This is a genomic window from Luteibacter sp. P4_E6, from assembly GCF_056401535.1.
The window spans coordinates 1-21,199 of sequence record NZ_JBFUJE010000027.1 but is presented as its reverse complement, the minus strand read 5'-3'; the positions used below and the strand labels follow the sequence as shown (position 1 = coordinate 21,199).

15 protein-coding genes are annotated in these 21,199 nt (G+C 64.1%); 10 read left to right on the top strand and 5 right to left on the bottom strand.

The annotated features are described in order from the left end of the window. Positions 1-23 precede the first annotated feature (23 nt). From AC1DT2_RS03645 to AC1DT2_RS03630, 4 genes are all read right to left on the bottom strand, one after another. Positions 24-2,270, bottom strand: a complete 2,247-nt coding sequence (locus AC1DT2_RS03645; protein WP_255548593.1) for an alpha-galactosidase — start codon at positions 2,268-2,270, stop codon at positions 24-26. A gap of 33 nt (positions 2,271-2,303) precedes the next feature. After that, the gene (locus AC1DT2_RS03640; RefSeq protein ID WP_477294386.1) at positions 2,304-3,167 is read right to left on the bottom strand and encodes an aldose 1-epimerase; all 864 of its coding nucleotides are present in this window, start codon (positions 3,165-3,167) and stop codon (positions 2,304-2,306) included. A gap of 26 nt (positions 3,168-3,193) precedes the next feature. Next, entirely contained in the window at positions 3,194-5,989 is a 2,796-nt protein-coding gene (locus tag AC1DT2_RS03635; protein WP_477294384.1) for a TonB-dependent receptor, read from the bottom strand. A gap of 199 nt (positions 5,990-6,188) precedes the next feature. Next, positions 6,189-6,899, bottom strand: a complete 711-nt coding sequence (locus tag AC1DT2_RS03630) for a FadR/GntR family transcriptional regulator (protein ID WP_213949038.1) — start codon at positions 6,897-6,899, stop codon at positions 6,189-6,191. A 182-nt stretch (positions 6,900-7,081) separates the two neighbouring features. Here AC1DT2_RS03630 and AC1DT2_RS03625 point away from each other — a divergent pair, with 182 nt between their 5' ends. The 9 genes from AC1DT2_RS03625 to AC1DT2_RS03585 all read left to right on the top strand — a co-directional run bounded on the left by AC1DT2_RS03625 (position 7,082) and on the right by AC1DT2_RS03585 (position 18,969). Further along, positions 7,082-8,158 carry an NAD(P)H-dependent flavin oxidoreductase gene (locus tag AC1DT2_RS03625; RefSeq protein ID WP_477294381.1) on the top strand — a complete coding sequence of 359 codons (1,077 nt, stop codon included), beginning with the start codon at positions 7,082-7,084 and terminating at the stop codon, positions 8,156-8,158. Between the two features lie 145 nt (positions 8,159-8,303). Continuing rightward, positions 8,304-9,371 (top strand): HlyD family secretion protein, encoded by a 1,068-nt coding sequence (locus AC1DT2_RS03620; RefSeq protein WP_345777502.1) that lies wholly within the window; start codon positions 8,304-8,306, stop codon positions 9,369-9,371. After that, positions 9,368-10,903 (top strand): DHA2 family efflux MFS transporter permease subunit, encoded by a 1,536-nt coding sequence (locus AC1DT2_RS03615; RefSeq protein ID WP_063573016.1) that lies wholly within the window; start codon positions 9,368-9,370, stop codon positions 10,901-10,903. The genes AC1DT2_RS03620 and AC1DT2_RS03615 overlap by 4 nt, the downstream gene beginning before the upstream one ends. Then, on the top strand, positions 10,893-12,350 hold the full coding sequence (locus AC1DT2_RS03610; protein ID WP_477294378.1) for an efflux transporter outer membrane subunit: 1,458 nt from the start codon (positions 10,893-10,895) through the stop codon (positions 12,348-12,350). The genes AC1DT2_RS03615 and AC1DT2_RS03610 overlap by 11 nt, the downstream gene beginning before the upstream one ends. Positions 12,351-12,353: 3 nt before the next feature. Next, positions 12,354-12,935: a TetR/AcrR family transcriptional regulator gene (locus AC1DT2_RS03605; RefSeq protein ID WP_477294376.1), complete on the top strand. Its 582-nt coding sequence runs from the start codon at positions 12,354-12,356 to the stop codon at positions 12,933-12,935. A 30-nt stretch (positions 12,936-12,965) separates the two neighbouring features. Further along, complete coding sequence (locus AC1DT2_RS03600; protein ID WP_477294374.1) at positions 12,966-13,625, top strand: M24 family metallopeptidase; 660 nt, start codon at positions 12,966-12,968, stop codon at positions 13,623-13,625. A gap of 105 nt (positions 13,626-13,730) precedes the next feature. Further along, complete coding sequence (locus tag AC1DT2_RS03595) at positions 13,731-14,639, top strand: alpha/beta hydrolase (protein WP_157504091.1); 909 nt, start codon at positions 13,731-13,733, stop codon at positions 14,637-14,639. Positions 14,640-15,785: 1,146 nt separating this feature from the next. Continuing rightward, positions 15,786-17,906, top strand: a complete 2,121-nt coding sequence (locus tag AC1DT2_RS03590; RefSeq protein WP_477294371.1) for a TonB-dependent siderophore receptor — start codon at positions 15,786-15,788, stop codon at positions 17,904-17,906. A 73-nt stretch (positions 17,907-17,979) separates the two neighbouring features. After that, complete coding sequence (locus tag AC1DT2_RS03585; RefSeq protein WP_477294369.1) at positions 17,980-18,969, top strand: glycoside hydrolase family 43 protein; 990 nt, start codon at positions 17,980-17,982, stop codon at positions 18,967-18,969. A gap of 20 nt (positions 18,970-18,989) precedes the next feature. Here AC1DT2_RS03585 and AC1DT2_RS03580 read toward each other — a convergent pair whose 3' ends face one another. After that, positions 18,990-19,991 carry a zinc-dependent alcohol dehydrogenase family protein gene (locus AC1DT2_RS03580; RefSeq protein ID WP_477294367.1) on the bottom strand — a complete coding sequence of 334 codons (1,002 nt, stop codon included), beginning with the start codon at positions 19,989-19,991 and terminating at the stop codon, positions 18,990-18,992. Between the two features lie 112 nt (positions 19,992-20,103). Between AC1DT2_RS03580 and AC1DT2_RS03575 the strand changes: the two genes are divergently transcribed. Continuing rightward, positions 20,104-20,952, top strand: coding sequence for a LysR family transcriptional regulator (locus tag AC1DT2_RS03575; protein WP_477294365.1), 849 nt, complete (start codon positions 20,104-20,106; stop codon positions 20,950-20,952). The last annotated feature ends 247 nt before the right edge of the window (positions 20,953-21,199 follow it).

Below are 21,199 nucleotides of genomic sequence, written 5' to 3'. Positions count from 1 at the left end.
GCGGCCAGGCGTTCGGCGCGAGCCTAGTGCTTGCCGTCGCGCTCGAAAACGAATGCTGCCGCCTGGAGATCGCCTCTCATCAGCACATCGATGCCGTGCTCCATCCAGTACGCGCCGCTTGCGACATCCGGTGTACCCGGGGCCGCCATGCCGTGGATGCTGCGATACCGATAGCGGGTCGACGGATCGAGACCGCGAAGGCGCAAGGTCGGGAACGGTCGCGCTTCTTCGCCTTGCCGTTGGAAGGCGAACAGCACGGCCTGGCTGCCATCGCCGGCCACCGATTCCGTCGCGGACCAGGGTGCACGGTCTTGCGGTGACAGCAGGCGATAGAGATCGCCCTTCTGCACCGTACCGCGGATCGCCTTGTACTCGGTGATGTAATGGCGCGCCGTCGTCTCGTCCGCCGGCGTCCACTCGAGCAGGTTCGCGCCGATGCCCAGCCCGCCCTGCATGGATGAGAGGAAGCGGAAATCGAGCGAGCTCGTCCGGTTGTTCACCCAGTTGGGCGAGCCGGTGACCCAGGCCATCATCGTGGCTGGCGCATAGGCCTGGCTGAAGCCGTCCTGGATCGACAGGCGATCCGATGGGTCGGTGTTGTCCGACGGCCAGACTTCATCGGTGAGCGCCATGATGCCGAGATCCACGCGGGCACCACCGCCGGAGCAGGATTCGATCTCGACCTTCGGATGGCGTTTGCGCAGCTCGCGAATGATGTCGTAGAGATTGTTGACGTACGCGACGTAGACCTTCTGCTGCTCGTCGGGCGGCATCTGCGACCAGCCCGGCTCGGACCAGTTGCGGTTGTAATCCCACTTCAGGAACTGGATGTCGTTGTCCTTGAGCAGGCCATCCAGCACCTCGAGCACGTGCGCCTTGACGTCCTCGCGTGCGAGGTTCAGCACCATCTGGTGCCGGCCTTCACTGCGGTCGCGTCCCGGAAAATTCAGCACCCAATCCGGATGCGCGCGGTAAAGGTCGCTGTCCGCATTGATCATCTCCGGCTCCACCCACAGGCCGAAGCTCATGCCGAGCCCGTGCACTTTGTCGACGAGCGGCTTCAATCCGTTCGGAAACTTGTTCCGATTGACCACCCAGTCACCGAGGCCGGCGCGGTCGCTGTTACGCGCGCCGAACCAACCATCGTCCATGACGAAGCGCTCCACGCCGAGCGCGGCAGCCTTCTCGGCAAGGCGTACCTGGCCGGCTTCATCGACTTTGAACTCGGTGGCTTCCCAGGAGTTATAAAGGACCGGACGCAGGGGGGTGCCCGAACCTTCCGGCAGGATGCGGTCGCGTTCGAAGCGATGCAGCAGGCGCGATGCCTCACCCATGCCGTCGCGCGTGTAGCCCGCGTAGAACACCGGTGTATCGAGTGCCTGTCCGGGCTGCAGCTTGTAACCAAAATCGAAGGGGTTGTATCCCCCGACCACGCGCACCTGGCCGAGGATGTCCTCGTCCACGCGGATGCTCCACGAACCGCTCCAGGCAAGGGCGCCGAACCAGACATCGCCGTGGGTCTCGCTCCATGCGTTGCCGCGCCCGATGGCGAACCAGGGATTGTTCTCGTCGCCCGTGCTACCGCGACGGCTCTCGAGCACGGTCGCGCCCGGCGTGATGGCGCGTGTCTGCAGGTGCCATTCGCCAGCCCAGGTGCCGGTGAGGTAACGAAGCGAATAATCGCTGCCGCGCGGCAGGTTCCAGGCGGCGGAGGCGGCGCTGTCGATCACCAGCGACTGCTGTCCGGTGTTCTGGATATGCGCGGAGCGGCCGACGATGCCGGTCGACGCGTCTGCTGTGTAGCGCAGCGTGACAGCGACGCCGGCCTGGGTGTCGCGCAACACGATGGACAGGGCGCCATGGTCGATCGTGTAGCTGTCGTAGCGGAGCACGAGGTCGCGGTTGCCATCGGCAAGGCGAATCTTCAGTGCAGGCGTGGCCGTCATGGCGCCGCCCCAGCCCGCATACTCTTGCGGCGAGAGGCTGCCGGCGGGGTCGAACGACGAACGTTCCGGCGCGGGCGTCGCCGCGCCGAGCGGGTCGCCGGATGCCAGCCGCGCGCCCCAGTAAAGCGTCTGCAGCTTGCCCTGGGGGTCCACACCCATGGCGTAGGTGACACCACCTGCATCGAGGCGGAACACCTTATGTGCGGCGTCGTACGTCGGCGGCGCGGTCGCCGCCGACGTCGTCCGCGTCGCGGAGAAGGCGGGCATGAGAAGGAGACTTCCCGCAACGAGCGTGGCGAACCGGGCGATCCTGGCGTGACGCATCAAGTGTTCAACCTCTTTGTTAATGGAGTGCCATCAGCCCTCGAACACCTCTGCACGAAACACGAAGTGGCGTTCGAGCGTTTCGCCGGCGCCGAGCAGGGTCATGCCGTTTGCTGCCGGGCCCCCCGGAAGATGCACGGCATTGATCGGGTGGTCCACCGGTTCGAAGCAGAAGAAGTCTTCGTCCCCCGGTGTATAGAGTACATAGGCATCGACATCTGCTTCGACATGCAGGCGCAGTGCGTGTTGTGGCCATTCGATAACCGCGCGGCCCGTCCAGCCGGAGAAAGCGTGATTGACACCATCGGCAGGCAGCGGCAGGCCCGTCCGAAAGTCCCAGGGCGCCGGTACCGCGCCATGATGCGTGGGAAGGGGGCCTCGTCCATCGTTGTGCCAGACGCCGGTGGCGGGGGCCAGCAGCGTGGCGCCGCCATGAAGCGGAAAAAAGGGATGCAGCCCGAGTCCGAAAGGTAAGGCGTCGTCGCCGGTGTTGGTGACGCTCAGGCGCACTTTCAGCGCGGCGCCGTCCAGCTGATAGTGCAGGCTGGCGTGGTACGAGTAAGCGTCGCGCGCTGCTTCGATCAGCTCGAGGTGGGCCTCTTCCGCATCGTGCCGGCGTACGGTCCAGCGCCTTTGCCAGCCGCTGCCATGGATCGGATAGGCATCGTCGTCGCGATTAAGCGGCAGGGATACGCGCCGTTCCCCCATAAAAAAGCCGCCGTGGGCAATGCGATTGCTCCACGGCAGGAGGGGGTAACAGGCAAGTCGATTGGGCTCATAGCGGCCGGGGGACCGCTCGGGCTCGCCGAGGCAGGGCCGCATCAGCGGCACCTCCTCGTCGCCACCCAGCCAGTCGAAGCGTGCGATGCCTCCGCCGGCCGACGGAAACAGGCACACGCTCAACCGGTCGTTGCACAGCTGGATCACAGCGACGCGCGCACACCGAGGAAGAAGGTGCGGCCATTGGCCTCGGCATAGCTCTGGCGATCGTCGTACACCTGGTACTGGTAGATGTTCTCGTTGGTCAGGTTGGTCGCATCCACGAACAGCGAGACATGCTCGTTGAGCTTGTAGCTGGCGCTGAGATCGAGCTGGCCATAATCCTTCACCGAGGTCGGCTGGCTCTGGTTGCCCGCGATCGAGGCGAGGTACTTCGCACGCCAGTTGTATGCCACGCGCATCTCCACCGGGCCCTTCTGGTAGTACAGGCTCGCATTGTAGGAGTTGCCGATGCCCGGCACCGCGAACTTGCCCGCATTTGCCAGCTTGTCCTGGCTGATCGTCGCGTCGCTGGTGACGTAGGTGTAGTTGGTCGCCACGCCCAGGCCGTCAAATGGCGAAGGCAGCTTGGTGAACTGGTAGTTGAAGGTAAACTCCGCGCCCTTGATCGTGGCCTCGTTGAGGTTCACCGGCTCGGTCAGCAGGAACGGGAAGCCCAGCAAGGTCGTCTGGGTGGTGATCAGGGTGCTGAAATTGCTGACCTGCTTGCGGAACAGGTTCAACGCCGTGTAGCTGGTTTCGTTGAAGTACCACTCGATGCCGGCATCGTAGTTCTTCGACAGGTACGGCTTGAGCTGTGTGTTGCCGCGCGTAACCGTCTGGTCCTGCGGGCGGAAGCTGTACGACGCCGAGGCGGCCAGATTGCTCAGGTCGGGGCGGGTCAATGTCTTGGATGCCGCGGCGCGGAATACCACGTTGTCGAGCAGGTTGAGCTTGAAGTTCGCCGACGGCAGCCACTCGTGGTAGTTACCGTTCTCCGAGATCGGGCTCAACGCGCCGTACGTCGGAATCGCATTCGTCGGGTCGTTCGGATTCACGGCAATGCCGACGATCGGCACCGAGTACGCGTAAGAGGTGGTGTTCGTCTTCGTATAGCGCATGCCGACGTTGAGGGTCCACGGCATGCTGCCGTCACCTTCGAGCGTGGCCATGCCGTAAGCGGAACTGATCCGCTCCTTGATCATGCTGTAGGTATTCGGATCCGGAACCGACGTGAAGCCACCGCCGTTGGCGTCGAGCTGTGCCTTGAAGGCCGCCGCGTTGGGCAGCTGGTTATAGGCCGCGGGCGTGGCCAGGTAGGCGAACAATTTGTTCACGTCGTAGCTTACCCAGTCGCGCGGGAATCCCGGCGAGGCACCGTTGACGAGATTTCCCGCATGGAACACCTGGGCGTTGACCGCATCGGCCGGCACATCCACCACGTAGCCGCAGTACTCGGCGCAGCCGAAACTGTTCGGCGTGTTGTACGTCACTTCGGTCTTGGTGCGGTTGGAATTGGACAGGCCGAAGTCGATGCGCGACAAGGTCCCATCAAGGAAGCTCTTGCCGAAGTGCAGCTGGTTTTCGAGGATCTTGTCGCTGACGTTCGGGCTCTGCGTGCCCTGGTTGGTCACGTGGGCATGCAGGTCGTTCACGTCGGTGGACGGAAGCAGGCCGGTATAGCTGCCGAGATGGTCGTCCCCGTTGTTCGTCCATGTCGGATTCACGCCGACATTGCGCGTACCGAGCACCACGAAGTAGCCGCCTTGCGACTGCTTGTTCCACGCCCCGGATGCGGCGGAATCCAGGTCCAGCTCCATCGACGGATCGATCTGCCAGGTGATATGGCTGCCGAACTGCGTGTTGAAGGCGTCACGCGGGTTGGCCTGTTCCGCGTAGTCGTTCGACATGCCGCCGGACTGGTCCATCACGAAGTTCTGCGCGGTGCCGTTCGCGCCGGGCGTGATGTTCTGGATGATGCCGGTATTGGTATAGGAACCGAACGCCTTGTACGTCGAGTCCACCTTGTACTCGGAGAAAAGGCCATCGAGCTTCACGGTCACGTCGTCCAGCGGCTTCCAGTCGATAGCGCCGTTGAACGAGGTGCGCGTGCGGGTCTCATTGATCACCTGGCCCTGCAGTGTCTGCGGCAGCGACAGGTTGGTGTACGACGGATTGATCCGCGAGAAGTCCTGGTTCTGCAGCCAGCCCAGGGTGTCGATGGACTGCTCGATGTGGTCGCGCTTGTAATAGACGACCGAGGCGAGCCAGCCGAACGTGTGGTCCGCGTTCGTGTTGCCGATGATGCCGGAGACTTTCGGCGTCGTCTTGTTGGCGAAGCCGCCATTGATGCTGTCGTTGACGCCAGCCGCGCTGCCTGCGGCATGCCATCCGTTGAAGTCGAACGGACGCGCCGTGATGATGTTGACCGTACCGCCGATACCGCCTTCTTCGAGATCCGGCGTGCTGGTCTTCTGCACCACGGCCTGCTGGATCACTTCCGAGGGCAGTACGTCGAAGTCGAAGGCGCGGTCGCTGGCCGCGGTAGGCATGGTGCGGCCGTTGAGCAGCACGTTCACGAAGTCGGGACCGAAACCACGCACGGTGATCTGGTTCGATTCGCCGCCGCTACGATTTACCGACACGCCGGGTACGCGCTGGAGCGCGTCGGCCACGTTTTGATCGGGGAACTTGCCGGCTTCTTCTGCCGACACCGAGTCCACCGTGTTCACCGCGTCGCGCTTGGTCGACTGCGAAAGGAACAACGACTGGAGCTGGCCGGTCACGGAGACGCCGTTGAGGTCGGTGACAGCTTTTCCGTCGGTCGTTCGCTGGGTGTCCTGGGTGGAAGGGGCAGGCGCGTCCTGCGCGTGGACCGGCATGAAACCACCGATGAAACAGATGCCGAGCATGCCCGCCAGTGCGTTGCGCACCGACAGCGCGAGTACCTTCCGCTGCATTCCTTAACTCCCCACTATGGATGAATTTGCGGCGCACGGTTCCCCGGGAAGCAAGTCGCCTTGCCTCCATCACCGCTCTCACTCGCCGTTCAAGATTGTCCCGTGGGTCAATTGTAGTATTTTATTATTATATGACCGCAAGCTGCGGCGCAGCATTTGCGTGAAATGGCGCTGCACGGGGCTTCCCGCCGGCCCGCGCTCAGGCCTTGGTCTGGGCCTGGCGGAGAATGTTGGCCCGTGACTCGGCCACCATGGCCAGCATGGCCTTCCTCGCCACCTCGGGCTGGCCGCGACGCACGGCTTCATAGACCTTCTGGTGCTGCGGCAGGGCCGCCTTGAAGTTGCTCGCGTTGCGTGCGGAGAGGAGGAAGAACGTGCCCAGCGCCGTCTCGATCACCGAAAACAGCGACACCATGAGCGAGTTGTTGGTGGCCTTCAGCAGGATCTCGTGAAAGGCCAGATCCGCTTCGGCCCAGGCATCCAGGTCTTCGGACGCCGCCATCGCATCGTAGGCGGCCTTGAGCTCGACGATCTGTGCGTCGGTTCGTCGTTTTGCCGCTGCGGCCGCGGCACCGGGCTCGATCAGCTCACGCATTTCGACCAGCTGTTCGACGAAGCTGTCCGTCGGCATGGAGGCGCAGCGCCAGGCCAGCACCTCGGCATCGAGCTGTTTCCAGTGAATGGCCTCGCGCACGCGGGCACCGGTTCGCTGGCGGGATTCGATCAGTCCCTTCGCCACGAGAACTTTCATCGCTTCGCGCAGCGCGGTGCGGCTGACCTGCAGCTGTTCGGCCAGGAGATCCTCGCGCGGAAGACCCTCGCCCGGCGCAAGCTTGCCGCTGACGATCAGCTGTCCCAGTTCGTGAACGACCTGGTTGTGGAGGCTACGTGCTCCCACGGGCTTCACCATGCAATGCGCTCCTTTGACGATTCGCCCGAGGCATACATCGTACGGGGTGCGAGCGTCGAAAGAGAAGCTACCTGCTCCGACGGTCTTGACCCATGTCTGATTGTGGCAGGCTAGAATCTTCTCATCGCAATGCGTCGACGTACCCTCCTGCGTGCGTCGATGCCTGTTCGTCAGGAATCGCCATGACCGCCTGGATAGATCGCCGCGCCCTCGACCTCTTCGCCATCGAGCACCCCCTGTTACTCGCGCCCATGGCGGGATCGGGTGGGTCAGCACTCGCCATCGCGGTGGCACGTGCCGGTGGCCTCGGAGCCATTCCCTGTGCATCCCTTTCCCTCGACACGATAGACGCGGAAGTAAGGACATTCCGCGCGGCAGCGCCGGGCTCCCGGATCAACCTGAATTTCTTCGCACATACACCTGTCACGCCGACCGACGACATGACGAGGCGCTGGCTCGACCGACTTGCGCCTTACTTCGCCGAGTTCGACGTCGATGTCGCTACGCTGCCGAAGGCTGGCGGACGCGCACCCTTCGATGCCGCCATGTGTTCGCTCGTATCGGACCTGCGTCCTGAAGTGGTGAGCTTTCATTTCGGCCTTCCAGACGACGTGCTGCTGGATCGCGTCAAGGCAACCGGCGCTATCGTGATTGCATCGGCGACGACAGTGGCGGAGGGGCGCTGGCTCCAGGATCGCGGTTGCGATGCTGTCATCGCGCAGGGCTACGAAGCGGGGGGGCATCGCGGCAACTTCCTTAGCGATGACATGGCCACCCAACCCGGCAGCATCGCGCTCGTGCCGCAGATGGTGGATGCGCTGACCGTGCCGGTCATTGCCGCGGGAGGCATTGTCGACGGCCGGGCCATGGCCGCCGCACTTTGCCTTGGCGCATCGGCGGTACAGCTGGGTACGGCGTTTCTGCTCGCGGACGAGGCGACCAGCGTCACTTCGCATCGCAACGCGCTGCGCACCGCACGCGACGACAACACGGCGGTGACCAACGTACTCACCGGAAGACCGGCGCGCGGTGTAGTCAACCGGATCATGCGTGAGCTGGGAGTATTGTCGACGGACCCGCTCCCGTTCCCGCTGGCCGGTGGTCCGCTGACTCCTCTGCGCGCCGCCACCGAACCGGACGGGCTGGGCGACTTCCAACCGTTGTGGTCCGGGCAGTCCGGCGCCCTGGCCCRGGAGGCGGGGGCGGCGCAGATCGTCGCCGACGTGGTGGAGCAGGCGGCCCGCCTGCTTCGCCTATAAAACGATGCCACAGGCATACCGAGGCCGCCGCATGGCGGCCTTTTCACGTCTGCCTTGAAAAAAAGTCGTGCACGGCCTCTTGAGATTACGCGTATCATCTTCATTAAAAGTACGTTCGTAATTTCACTATCCAGCAGGTACCGCCGTGGCCGCCGTCATCGATACTCCTGTCTCCGAAGCTGTGGGACGAAAAAAGAGCTTTAAAATCATCGGCCTCGTTGGCCTCATCGTGGTCGTCGGCCTGTACGGCGCCCATTGGTGGACGACCGGACGGTTCATCGAGGACACCGATGACGCCTATGTCGGCGGCGACATCACCGTGATCGGCTCCAAGGTTCCCGGGTACATCCAGGGCATCGCCGTCACGGACAACCAGGCTGTCCACAAGGGCGATCTTCTGGTGAAGATCGACGACCGCGACTACAAGGCAGCGCTGGAAAAAGCCGAGGCGGCCGTCGCGGCGCAGGAAGCGTCGTTGCGTAACCTCGATGCGGTGGCCCAGTTACAGCACAGCGTGATTGCGCAGGCCCAGGCCGGGCTGTCGGCCGCCCAGGCCGAAGCGAACCGTTCAAAACTCGACGACCAGCGCTACCGCGACCTCGCCGGCCGTTCGGCCGTCTCGGTGGAAAGCGCCCAGCGTGCCCAGGCCGATTTCCAGACGGCCCATGCAGCCACCGACCGCGCTTCGGCGGTGGTCCAGGGCGCGCAGCGACAGCTGGACGTCATCGACACGCAGAAGCATCAGGTCGAGGCCGCACTGAGCCAGGCCCACGCCGAAGCCGACATTGCGAGGCTGAATCTCTCGTACACGGAACTGCGTGCCCCGGTCGATGGCGTCATCGGCAACCGTCGCGCACGCGTCGGTACCTATGCCGCGGCGGGTAGCCAGATGCTCGTCGTCGTGCCCGCCCACGGCCTCTGGGTCGATGCCAACTTCAAGGAAGACCAGCTGGCCCGCATGAGCGTGGGGCAGGTGGTCGATGTTCGCGCCGATGTGTTGCCGGGCAAGACATTCAAAGGCCACGTGACCAGCCTTGCGCCGGCCACCGGTGCGCAATTCAGCGTCCTGCCGCCGGAGAACGCCACCGGCAACTTCACCAAGATCGTCCAGCGCGTACCGGTCCGCGTCACCCTCGACGGTAACGACGGCGACCTCGGTACGTTGCGCCCGGGCCTTTCCGTCACTGCGACGATCGATACCAAAGCGCCATGAACCCGATCGCTCATCTCACCCAGGGCCAGAAGGTCTTCGCTTTCGCGAGCATGTGCCTGGGCATGTTCATCGCGTTGCTGGACATCCAGATCGTGTCCGCCTCCCTGCGCGATATCGGCGGTGGCCTCTCGGCCGGCGCGGACGACACCGCCTGGGTACAGACGAGCTATCTCATCGCCGAGATTGTGGTGATTCCGCTTTCGGGATGGCTGAGCCGCGTGTTTTCCACGCGCTGGCTGTTCGCCGTTTCGGCGGCCGGCTTCACGCTTACCAGCCTGCTTTGCGGCCTGGCCTGGGACATCCAGAGCATGATCGTGTTCCGCGCCGCCCAGGGCTTTCTCGGCGGCTCGATGATCCCGATGGTCTTCACCACGGCCTTCGTGTTTTTCGAAGGGAAGAACCGCGTCGTGGCGGCGGCGACCATCGGCGCGCTCGCTTCGCTGGCGCCGACGCTCGGGCCAACGCTTGGCGGCTGGATCACCGACCACTATTCCTGGCACTGGCTGTTCTTCGTCAACCTGATTCCCGGTGCGTTCGTGACCATTGCCGTGCCGATCCTGGTGAAGATCGACGAAGCCGATTTCTCGCTGCTCAAAGTGGGCGACTGGCTGGGCATCGCGCTGATCGCCACCTTCCTGGGCTGCCTCGAATACACGCTCGAGGAAGGCCCGCGCTGGAACTGGATGCAGGATTCGACCATCCGCACCACGGCATGGATCACCGCGATCTCCGGCGTGCTCTTTGTCTGGCGCGGGCTCACCGCCGAGCATCCGGTGGTGGACCTTCGTGCGCTCAAGGACCGCAACTTCGCACTGGGCTGCTTCTTCTCCTTCGTTACCGGCATCGGCCTGTTCGCGACCATCTACCTGACGCCGCTCTTCCTGGGCCGCGTGGAAGGCTACAGCGCGTTGCAGATCGGCAAAGCGGTGTTCTCCACGGGCGTCTTCCAGATCCTGACCATCCCGATCTACTCGATGCTGGCCAACCGCGTCGACCTGCGCTGGTTGCTGATGGTCGGCCTGGCCTTGTTCGCGGTGTCGATGTTCGAGTTCACCCCGATCACGCATGACTGGAGCGGCACGGAGCTGCTGTTCCCGCAGGCACTTCGTGGCATGGGCCAGCAGCTGGCCATTCCACCGACCGTCACGCTCACCCTGGGCGGACTGCTGCCTTCGAAACTGAAGCAGGCGTCGGGTCTGTTCAACCTCATGCGCAACCTCGGTGGCGCGATGGGCATCGCCGGATGCGCAACGATCCTCAGCGATCGTACCAATCTGCATTTCTACCGCCTTGCCGAGCACCTGAACCCGACCAACGAAGCGATGAACAACCTACTGCCCAACCCGGCGGATACCGAGAACTACACCGCCGCGTTGCAATCGCTCTGGCAACTGACCTTCCGTGAGGCGCAGACGCTGACTTACAGCGACGCCTTCCTCTCCATCATGGTGTGCTTTGTCATCGCGACGATCATGGTCCCGTTGATGCGCAAGGTGCAGCCGCCGAAAGGGCCTTCCCCCGATGCGCACTAAATTCCTCTTCGCCTTGCTGGCCGCGGGTCTCGCGGGATGCACGGTCGGTCCCGATTACGTCCGGCCCAACATGGCCAGCAACCCGACCTGGCATGAGTCCGACGCGCTGGCCGCGCGCCAGGTCGCGGCGCCTGCTCCATCACTGGACGCGTGGTGGAAGGGTTTCAACGATCCCGAGCTGGTTGCCATCGTCGATCGCGTGATGGCGCAAAATCTTGACCTTGCCGCCTCCACGGCCCGCGTTGCACAGGCGCGTGCCGCGGCAGCGCACGCACAGGCCGATCGCATGCCGAGCGGAAGCCTCGACGGCAGCGTCGCCCGGCAGCACCAGTCCACGCGCAGCCCGCTCGGCACGATCGCCAGCGCCTTCCCGGGCTACGAGCGCGACCAGACCATCCAGGACATCGGTGCCGGTGCCAGCTGGGAGACTGATCTTGCCGGTGGCCTCCGCCGCGGTGCCGAAGCCGCCGATGCGGAATACCAGGCGGCAGAGGCCACGCACGTCGGCGTGCGCATCTCGCTGGCTGCCGAAGCGGCCGACGCGTACTTCCGCGTGCGCGGTGCGCAGGAGCGTATCGCCATCGCCGAAGAGCAGATCAAGAACGAAACTGGCCTGGTCGACCTCGTTCGCCTGCGCGCGGAGCACGGTGTAGGCACGGCACGCGAGACGGCCCAGTCCGAAGCGTTGCTCCTGCAGGCCCGGGCGACGATACCTCCGCTGAAGATCGAACTGGAAACACAGCTCAATCGTCTCGACGTGCTCATGGGCGCGGCACCGGGAACCTACGCCGCGGAGATCGGTGGCGCCGGCAAGTCGTACCTCGTGCCCGGCGTGGATGCGGCGGGCGGCCCGGCTGCCCTGCTTCGTCGCCGCCCGGACGTGATCGCCGCCGAGCGCGAGCTCGCCGCCAGCAATGCGCGGATCGGTGTCGCCGTGTCCGAGTACTACCCGTCGGTCTCCTTGTCCGCCTTGCTCGGCTTCAGCACGCTGGGCGCCGGCCACCTGCTTACCGGCGCCGCCTTCCAGCCCCAGGGTGCGCTTGGCCTGCACTGGCGTCTCTTCGACTTCGGCCGCGTGGACACCGAGGTGCAGCAGGCCAGGGGCGCCAATGCCGAAGCGCTGGCGAAGTACCGCGCGTCGATGCTGCGTGCCACGGAAGACGTGGAGAACGCCATCGTGTCCCTGTCCCAGCTCGAGGCCCAGCACGCGCTGCTGACCGACGAAGTGGATGCGCACATCCGTGCTCGCGACGCAGCGCAGGATGCGTACAAGGGCGGTGCGATCAGCCTTATCGAAGTGCTCGACGAGGATCGCCAGTTGCTCGCATCGCGGGACCTGCTCGCACAGGTCCACGCGAACRACGCGCGCTCCGCCGTGGCCGCCTTCCGCGCCCTCGGCGGCGGTTGGGACGCACCTCGCGACGACGTCGCCACCACGGAGCACTGAGCCATGCGTTACGACAAGGAACACAAGGACCAGACCCGCCAGCGCATCGTCGAGACCGCCGCGTTCCGTTTTCGCGAACACGGCATCGAAGGCGAGGGTGTGAAATCGCTGATGGCAGCGGCGGGTCTCACCAACGGTGCCTTCTACAACCACTTCGAATCCAAGGAAGACCTGACGCGGGAGGCAGTGACGGCGGCGCTCAAGGACCGGGTGGCGCGACTCCGGCATTGGATCGATGGTGGCGAGGGACTCGGCGGGCTCATCCGGAGCTACTTTTCCATTCGCCATCGGGACAATCCCGGACGTGGTTGTCCCTCGTCCGCTGTCGCTGCCGAAGTAGCCCGTCATTCGGACGCCGTGCGAGCGGCCTTCACGGTCGGAGTGAACGAGTTCCTGGAACTGGCAGCCACGCAATGGCCGGCGCTACCACCGGCCCAGGCGCGGTCGCGAGCCATCGCCCTCTACGGCCTGATGGCTGGCACCATGCAGGTCGCCCGCGCCACCAACGATCCAGCCACGTCGGACGAGGTGCTTGCCGCCGGTCGGCGCGCGGCGCTCGAACTGGCGGGCATCGAAGAGGGATAATCGGGCCCTGACCCCAAGCAGGACCGAGCCATGGCCGTCGCGACCGCCGAACATGTTGGCAAGCGTTTCTCCCTCGAGCAGATGCTCGGTGCCCGCGAGCAGTCATGGACGGCCCTGCGCGATATCGCGTCGCGTGTCGCGCCGGGGATGAGCGAGCCGGAGGCCATCGATCTGGCCGGCGAACGCCTGGCCGCCGCCGGCATGCAGCGCATCTGGCACCCGAGCATCGTCCGCTTCGGTGCCAACACGCTGAAGACGTTCCGTCAGCGTTCCGCCCCCGATACCGTGCTCGCCGCGAACGACATCTTCTTCATCGACCTGGGTCCGGTTTTCGATGGCCACGAGGGCGATGTCGGTGACACCTTCGTGGTCGGTGACGACGCGACGATGCACGCGTGCTCGGAAGCCTCACGCCAGCTCTTCGCCCGCACTGCCRCCCGGTGGCGCGGAGGCGTGACGGGCGTGGCCCTCTACGACTACGCCAGTGCCGAAGCCGAGGCCATGGGCTGGCGCCTCAACCACGCCACCAAGGGGCATCGGGTCGGCGACTATCCGCATGCCGTGCACAAGGCCGGTGCGCTCGGTGGCTTCGACGCAGTCCCCGTTCCGGGGTTGTGGATCCTCGAAATCCAGATCGCGCATCCGACCCTTCCTATCGGGGCGTTCTACGAAGACCTGCTGATGGCGTAGCTGGAGATTTTTCGGGCGTCGTGCGTCAATCGGGTTTTGACCCGACGCGAGGCACCAGGGATGGACCGACGTAGTAGATCGCTTCTCGTGGCGTGTGCCATCTGGATGAGCGCGGCCACTGCCGCGCCGTCAGTGGTCTCTTCAAAGCCGATCGACCCCCAGGTGCCTCCACCCTACGTGCTGGACGACACCGAAGTTCGCACGCTGCATGCCGATGGAACGGATCGCGATTATCAGGTCCTGGTCAGCCTCCCGCCGTCGTACAGGAAGGACCCGAACCGGCGATACCCGGTCATCTTCGTGACCGATGCCAACTACGCTTTCCCTTTGATCCGAAGCATCGGACGCCGCGTCGGCGACCACGGCGACGGCACCGAAGACTTCATCCTCGTTGGCCTGGCGTATGCGGTGGGCGACACGCCGGAGTACAGCCGGCGACGCGACTACACGCCGACGCCACACGGCACCGCAGACGCTGTGTCCGATATGCCCGGGCGTCCCGTCGTCTATGGTGAGAGCGATCTCTATCGTCGCTTCATCAAGGAGCAGGTCTTCCCCCTGATCGCTGCGAACTATCGCGCCGACATGAGCCGGAAGATCTACACCGGTCACTCGTACGGCGGCTTGCTCGGCCTGGACATGCTCATCGCAGACCCGGGCATGTTCCAGTACTACATCCTCGGCAGTCCGTCCCTGCAGTTCGATCGGCAGGTCGAGTTCACGCGCATGCGCAAGGCCACATCGACGCTGAAGGACATGCCGGCCCATGTGCTGATGGTACTTGGCGCTTACGAAACCCTCGAGCCTTCGTCGCACGATCCACGCTACAACCGCAGCGTCGACATGGTGCGCAACGCGCGGCGTTTCATGGATGAACTCAAGGCGAAGCGGTATCCCGGTTTGCATATCCAGATGACGACCATCCCCGACGAAGATCACCTCACGGTATTTCCTTCGGTCATCACGCGGGGATTGCTGTGGGCGTTGCCGGGGAAACGGGACTTGCAGAGGTAAGTCCTACATACATCTGAGAAAAATCGGCATTGCGGTGTTTCGGCGTTAGACGTATCGTTCGTTCTGAACGCACCGCCCGCCTCGGCGTTCATCCGCCCTCCGGGGTCCTCACCAGGAGTGGGATATCCAAGAGATCCGGGCTACGGGGCCCCGCATTCGTGCGGGGCCTTCGCTTTTTTGAGCCGACGCCTAACCCTAGAACTCGATGCAGGAGCACGCGAAAGCGGATTGGTCTTTCCTTTCCCTGGTTACTGGGACGGGTAGCGTAGGCGCTCTGGACAATCAGTCTTACGCAGGGCCGTGGGGAAGCCCCATCTCTTTTCAAACGTCGCAATACGAAGAAGACGCGGTAGTCGCATGGTCTCTCGGCAGTCGATATTCCATCCAGGCTGAGATAGTTCTGATTTCGCGCGTGGTAACACTTGCGTGCCCAGAGATTCTTGACAATCTCGGGAAGTCTGTACGAGAGCGCATAACGCTCCTCGTCGAAGACGCGACACTCGCGCGCGTCCGCGTAGGTCGATTCCGACGAGTCTCCGGCACGGCGCCCACGCGTAAAGGTGTGCATGGAGAATCCTATTTCGATGTCAACATCGATCTCACTCGAGCCTGGCGCTGCGGGCAAGCGCAATGCGAATCTAAAAGGATGCAGGTGATTTAGCGGAAAGGCTTTCCCTGATGATGCAACGTAGGGCTGCCATCTCATAAGCCCCGTAGCCCAGTTCACTCCCATCGAAAAGCCCCACTAGGTAAAGCAAGTAGTGAGGCGTATTCGTTGCGTTGTTCGTTATCGGTCCTTGCGGAAGATCATGTCGGCAATGTGCTTCACGTTCGCTTACCAAGCGCGAGGGTCTACCGACCGTCTCTAAGAAACATCTTCATTGCGGGCTGCGTGTGCTGCACGTATCGTCCTCGGCGAACGTATACCCGGCCCGGCGTTCGTCCGCCCTTCGGGGTCCTCACCAAGAGTGGGATATTCAAGAGGTTCCGGCGTACGGGGTCCMGCATTCGTGCGGGGCCTTCGCTTTTCTGCGAATCGCAAGATTGCGCGAGTCAGCGAATTCCTACATCATACAAATGATAGTCATTCGCAATTAAGCTCGCACGAAGGGAGAAGGGCCCTCGTGCGACCTATAGGACAACTCCATGATTCTTCGCAGGAATTCGCTGCCGCTCCTGATCGCCGGAGCGTTGCTTCCGTTCGCCACGCCCGGCCAAAGTCTCACGCCTAGAGGAGACGCAACCGCTCAGGCTTCCAGCGACAAGGCCGTGCAGCTCGCTCCCGTCGCTGTGCAGGGCCTCAAGCAGGACGAGGGCTACACGCGCTCCGACGCCTCGGGCGCAACGAAGACGGACACGCCACTCATCGAGACGCCGCAAGCGATTTCCGTCATCTCGAACACGCAGATGATCGACCAGGGCGTGCTCACCGTTCAGGACGCGCTGCGCTATTCGGCCGGCGTCCGGGCCGATGCCTATGGCGTCGATAGCCGCGGCGATGACGCGTTCCTGCGCGGCACCTCGTTCACCCAGTACCTCGATGGTCTTCGGCAGTTCTTCGGCAATGCCTATGCACGCACCGAGCCCTACTTCCTCGACCGCCTCGAGATCGTTCGCGGTCCGTCGTCGGTACTTTACGGCCAGGGCACCACGGGTGGCCTCATCGCCCTGACCTCGAAGCGCCCGGAGTTCATGCCGGGTCACGAAGTCGAAGTGCAGCTCGGCAACAATGCGCGCAAGCAGCTTGCGTTCGACTTCACCGGGCCGCTGGATAGCGCTGGGCACTGGGCGTATCGGCTGATCGGCGTGGTCCGCGATGCAGACGCGCAGGTCGCCCATGTTGCCGATGACCGCAAGGCCATCGCACCATCGATTACGTGGCATCCCGACGCCGATACGAACTGGACGCTGCTCGCCAACCTGCAGTTCGACCACAGCGGTTCGACGCTCAACTTCCTGCCGCATGCCGGTACGATCTTTCCGAATCCGAACGGTCGCATCCGCACCGATCGCTTCGTCAGCGAGCCGGGCTTCGATCGCTACAACACCGACCAGCGTTCCATCACGTCGTTGTTCGAACACCGTTTCAACGACACCTGGAAGTTCGTTCAGAACACACGCTACTCGCACGACAATGTCGATTACCGCTCGCTGTATCCCGACGTGTACTCGAATCCGTCGTACCCGTTCCTGGACGACGCGCAGCGCACCGTCGCGCGCTACAGCTATGTATCGATCGATCGGCACAAGCGCCTGACTACCGATTCGCACGCCGAAGCCGACGTCGATGTTGGCGGGATGCATCATCGTGTGCTGATCGGCGTCGACCTTGCGCACTCACACACGGACTCGCGCCAGGGCAATGGCTTCGATGGCGTGCCGTTCGACCTTTACTCGCCTGTCTACGGCAATGGTTTCGTTGCACCGGACATCTTCCCGGTGGCATCGAGCGTGACGCGCCAGACCGGCGTGTACCTGCAGGACCAGATCAACTGGGGCGAGCACTGGATCGGTACCGTGGGCGTGCGCCATGACCGCGCCACGCTTGCGACAGGCGATACCCGCTCCGTGGACAACGCCACCACGGCTCGTTACGGGGTGATGTATCGCTTCGATAACGGCCTGGTGCCATATGTCAGTTACACGGAGTCCTTCCAGCCGCTGGACAGCCTGGATTTCTACAACCGTCCCTACCAGCCCTTGCGCGGCAAGCAGTACGAAGCTGGCGTGAAGTACCAGCCGGTCGGCAGCGCCACGCTGATCACGGCGACGTACTACGACCTGCGCGAAGAGAATCGGCTGGCGCCCGACCCGACCAATCCGCTCAACCAGATCCAGGCCGGCAGCGCGAAGACCCGCGGCGTCGAACTCGAGGCGTCGACCCGCGTGGCCAGTCACGTCGACCTGATCGGTACCTACACCTGGACCAAGGCACGTCCCGACGACGGCACGATCGTCGCCGGCCTGCCGAAGAACCAGGCGTCGGTATGGGGCGTGTATCACGTCAACGACGCGGATGGCGACGGCTTGAGCTTCGGCATGGGCGCGCGCTACATCGGCGTGAACTACGACGAGACAGGGTCGATTCGCGTCCCGGACAAGACGCTGTTCGACGCGATGGTCGCGTACACACAGGGCCCGTGGCGCTTCTCCGTCAACGCGGCCAATCTCACCGACCAGGCGTACAGCGCAAGCTGCCTTGCCCGCGGTGACTGTTTCTACGGTCCGCGTCGCAGCATTGTCGGTTCCGCACGCTACCGGTTCTGATAAGCCGTCGTAACCTTTGGACGGCCAGACCCATTAGGATCGAACGTTCGCTAACGTCGAACCGGAGATCGTGATGGGGTTTCGCAAGATGCTTGGGAGCGCGGCACTGGCCGCGCTGCTCTCCACGAATGCGCTGGCCGCGCCGCCTCCGGGCTATTCGGGTAATCCCGTGTTTCCCGGCTGGTACGCCGATCCGGAAGCCGCCATCTTCGGTGGCCAGTACTGGATCTATCCGACCACATCGCTCCCGTACAGCGAGCAGACCCATTTCGACGCGTTCTCCTCGCCCGATCTCGTCCATTGGACGAAACATGCGAACGTGCTCGAGATAAAGGCGATTCCCTGGGCGAAGAAAGCGCTCTGGGCGCCCGCCCTGGTCGAGAAGGATKGCAAGTACTTCTTCTTCTTTGCCGCGAACGATATCCAGAGCGACAAGGAAGTGGGCGGCATTGGCGTGGCGGTGGCCGACAAGCCCGAGGGGCCATTCAAGGACTTGCTGGGCAAGCCACTGGTCGGTGCCTTCCACAACGGCGCGCAGCCGATCGACCAGTTCGTCTTTCATGACGACGACGGCACGTACTACATGATCTACGGCGGCTGGAAGCACGCGAACATCGTCAAGCTGAAGTCGGACTTCACCGGCGTCGAGCCGATGGCCGACGGCACGGCCTTCAAGGAAATCACGCCGGGACCGGAGTACGTCGAGGGCCCGCTGATGTTCAAGCGCAACGGGCACTACTACTTCATGTGGTCGGAAGGCGGCTGGACCGGCCCCAACTATTCCGTCGCCTATGCCATCGGCGATTCACCGATGGGACCGTTCAAGCGGATGGGCACGATCCTCAAGCAAGATCCGCAGGTCGCCACCGGGGCCGGCCATCACTCGGTGTTCCACAACGCGAAGGACGACAGCTGGTACATCGTTTACCACCGGCATCCTCTGGGCGACACCAACGGTAACGATCGGGTGACGTCCATCGATGTCATGTCGTTCGACAAGGACGGCAGCATCCTCCCGGTCAAGATGACCAACGAAGGTGTCAAGGCGAATCCGTTGCGTTGATCGGCCCTGCACTGATCGGCTCAGGGAAGGGTCACGATCACCTTGCCGGCGGAACGGCCGCTCTCGACCAGATCGAGCGCGGCATCGCCGCCGGCGAGTCTGAAGCGTTGCGCCGATAGCACCGGCACCAACTTCCCTGCGTCGGCAAGCCGCGTCGCTTCAGCCAGGATGCGCCCATGCTGCTCGCGCCCGTGGCCGGTCAGCAACGGCATCAGGGTGAACACACCGGAGTAGCTCGCCGCGCGGAACGACAGCGGCGCGAGTGAGTGCGTACCCCAGCCGAGGCTGCTGACCACGTGGCCACCGTTACGTCGCGCGGCGACGAAGGATGCGTCGAGCGTCGCGCCGCCGAGAGTGTCGTAAACCACGTCGAAACCCTCGCCGTTGGTGTATTCGCGGACGATCGTCTCGATGTCTTCGACCTGCCGGTCCACGGCGGTCGCGCCCATGGCGGTCATCGTCGCCAGCTGGGAAGCGCTGCCCGTCGCCACGACGCGCGCACCGCGTGCCACCGCCAACTGGACGGCCATGCTACCGACGCCGCCGGCTCCGCCATGGACGAGCACCGACTGCCCGGGCTGCACGTCGGCGCGATCGACCAGGCCTTCCCAGGCGGTGATGAAACCCAGCGGGATGGCGGCGGCATCGGCGAGGGGGATGCGGGAAGGAGCGTGCGCGAGCAACCGTGCGTCGACGGCGGCGAACTCCGCCAGAGAGCCCTGCACGCCACCGACGCCGCCGGTCATGCCGTAAACGGCGTCGCCGGGCGCAAACCCATCAACACCATCGCCCACCGCTTCGACCGTCCCAGACATATCGATGCCGAGCACGGCCGGTGCCGGCTGGCGGGCATGCGCGGCCTGGCCGGCACGGATCTTCGTGTCCAGCGGGTTGAGACCCGCGGCCAGGATGCGGACAAGGACTTCGCCAACGCCCGCTACCGGGCGTGGAAGGTGGGCAAGGACCAGGGGGGTACCCGGCGCATCGAGGCGCAGGGCGGACATCGGGCGGGAAGGTGTCATGGTGGGCTCTGGTGGGCGACGGCGTCGTCCTTGGCGACTACGTTAGTCCTTCGATCACGCATGGAGAACGGCCAGAATTGCACGACACCCATGCATAACTGCATGATGCGGCATGGAATGGAGCGATCTGCGCATCTTTCTGGCGGTGGCCCGAGGCGGCACGCTCGGCGCTGCCGGGCGCGAACTTGGCCAGACCCAGCCGACCATGGGCCGGCGCATCCGCGCGCTTGAAGCGTCCCTGGGCCTGACCCTGTTCCAGCGGACCAGCGAAGGGTTCGTCCTCACCGACGAGGGTGCGGCCGTGCTCGCGCACGCCGAACGGATGGAATCCGAAGCGCTGGGCATCGCTCGTGCAGCGAGCGGGCACGCAGGAGAACTGGAGGGTGATCTGCGCGTGTCGTCATCGGATTGGTTCGGCGCGCACGTGCTGAGTCCCGCGATCGCAGCGATGCATCGTCGCCATCCGGCGGTGACCGTCGAACTGATCACGGATGCGCGACGGCTGAGCCTGGCGCGCCGTGAGGCGGACCTCGTCTTCCGCATCGCGCCGTTCGACGAGCCGGACATCGCACAGCGCAGGCTTCTGCATATGCCATACGCGGCCTACATCGCGACGACGCACGACGATACAGTGGCACCCCAACGGATCACGATGGACACCGCCTTCGGCGACATGCCCGACGTAGCATGGCTGCAGTCGCGCCTGCCTGACACTCGCGTAGCCTTCCGCAGCAACAGCCGCGAGGCGCAGGCACGCGCCTGCGCGCTCGGCGTGGGTATCGCGGTGTTGCCTTGTCCACTGGGTGACGCGACGCCCGGTCTGCGCCGCATCGATCTCGGCGAAACACCTCCCGGTCGCGACGTCTGGCTCGGCTACCACAAGGATCTTCGCCACCTTCCACGCTTGCGCGCCTTCGTCGACGAAGTGCTCCGCGCCACAGGCGATACCGCACCCCCGTAGGAGCCGATTCATCGGCGAACGGGTGCTTGCCTCAACCCCGCCTGCTGCCGCGGGATCGCCGATGAATTGCAGTGGTCAAGCTTTTCTGGACACCGGTGTAGGAGCCTGAGCCGCCAGTTGCTCGAAGAGCACTGGCGGGATGTCGTTTAGTCGCGAGTGTTGCCGTTCTAGGTTGTAGTAGATCAGAAAGTCGGTCAGCTCCTTCTCGGCCTCGGCGATAGATGCGTAGCCTCCTTCAGGTACCCAC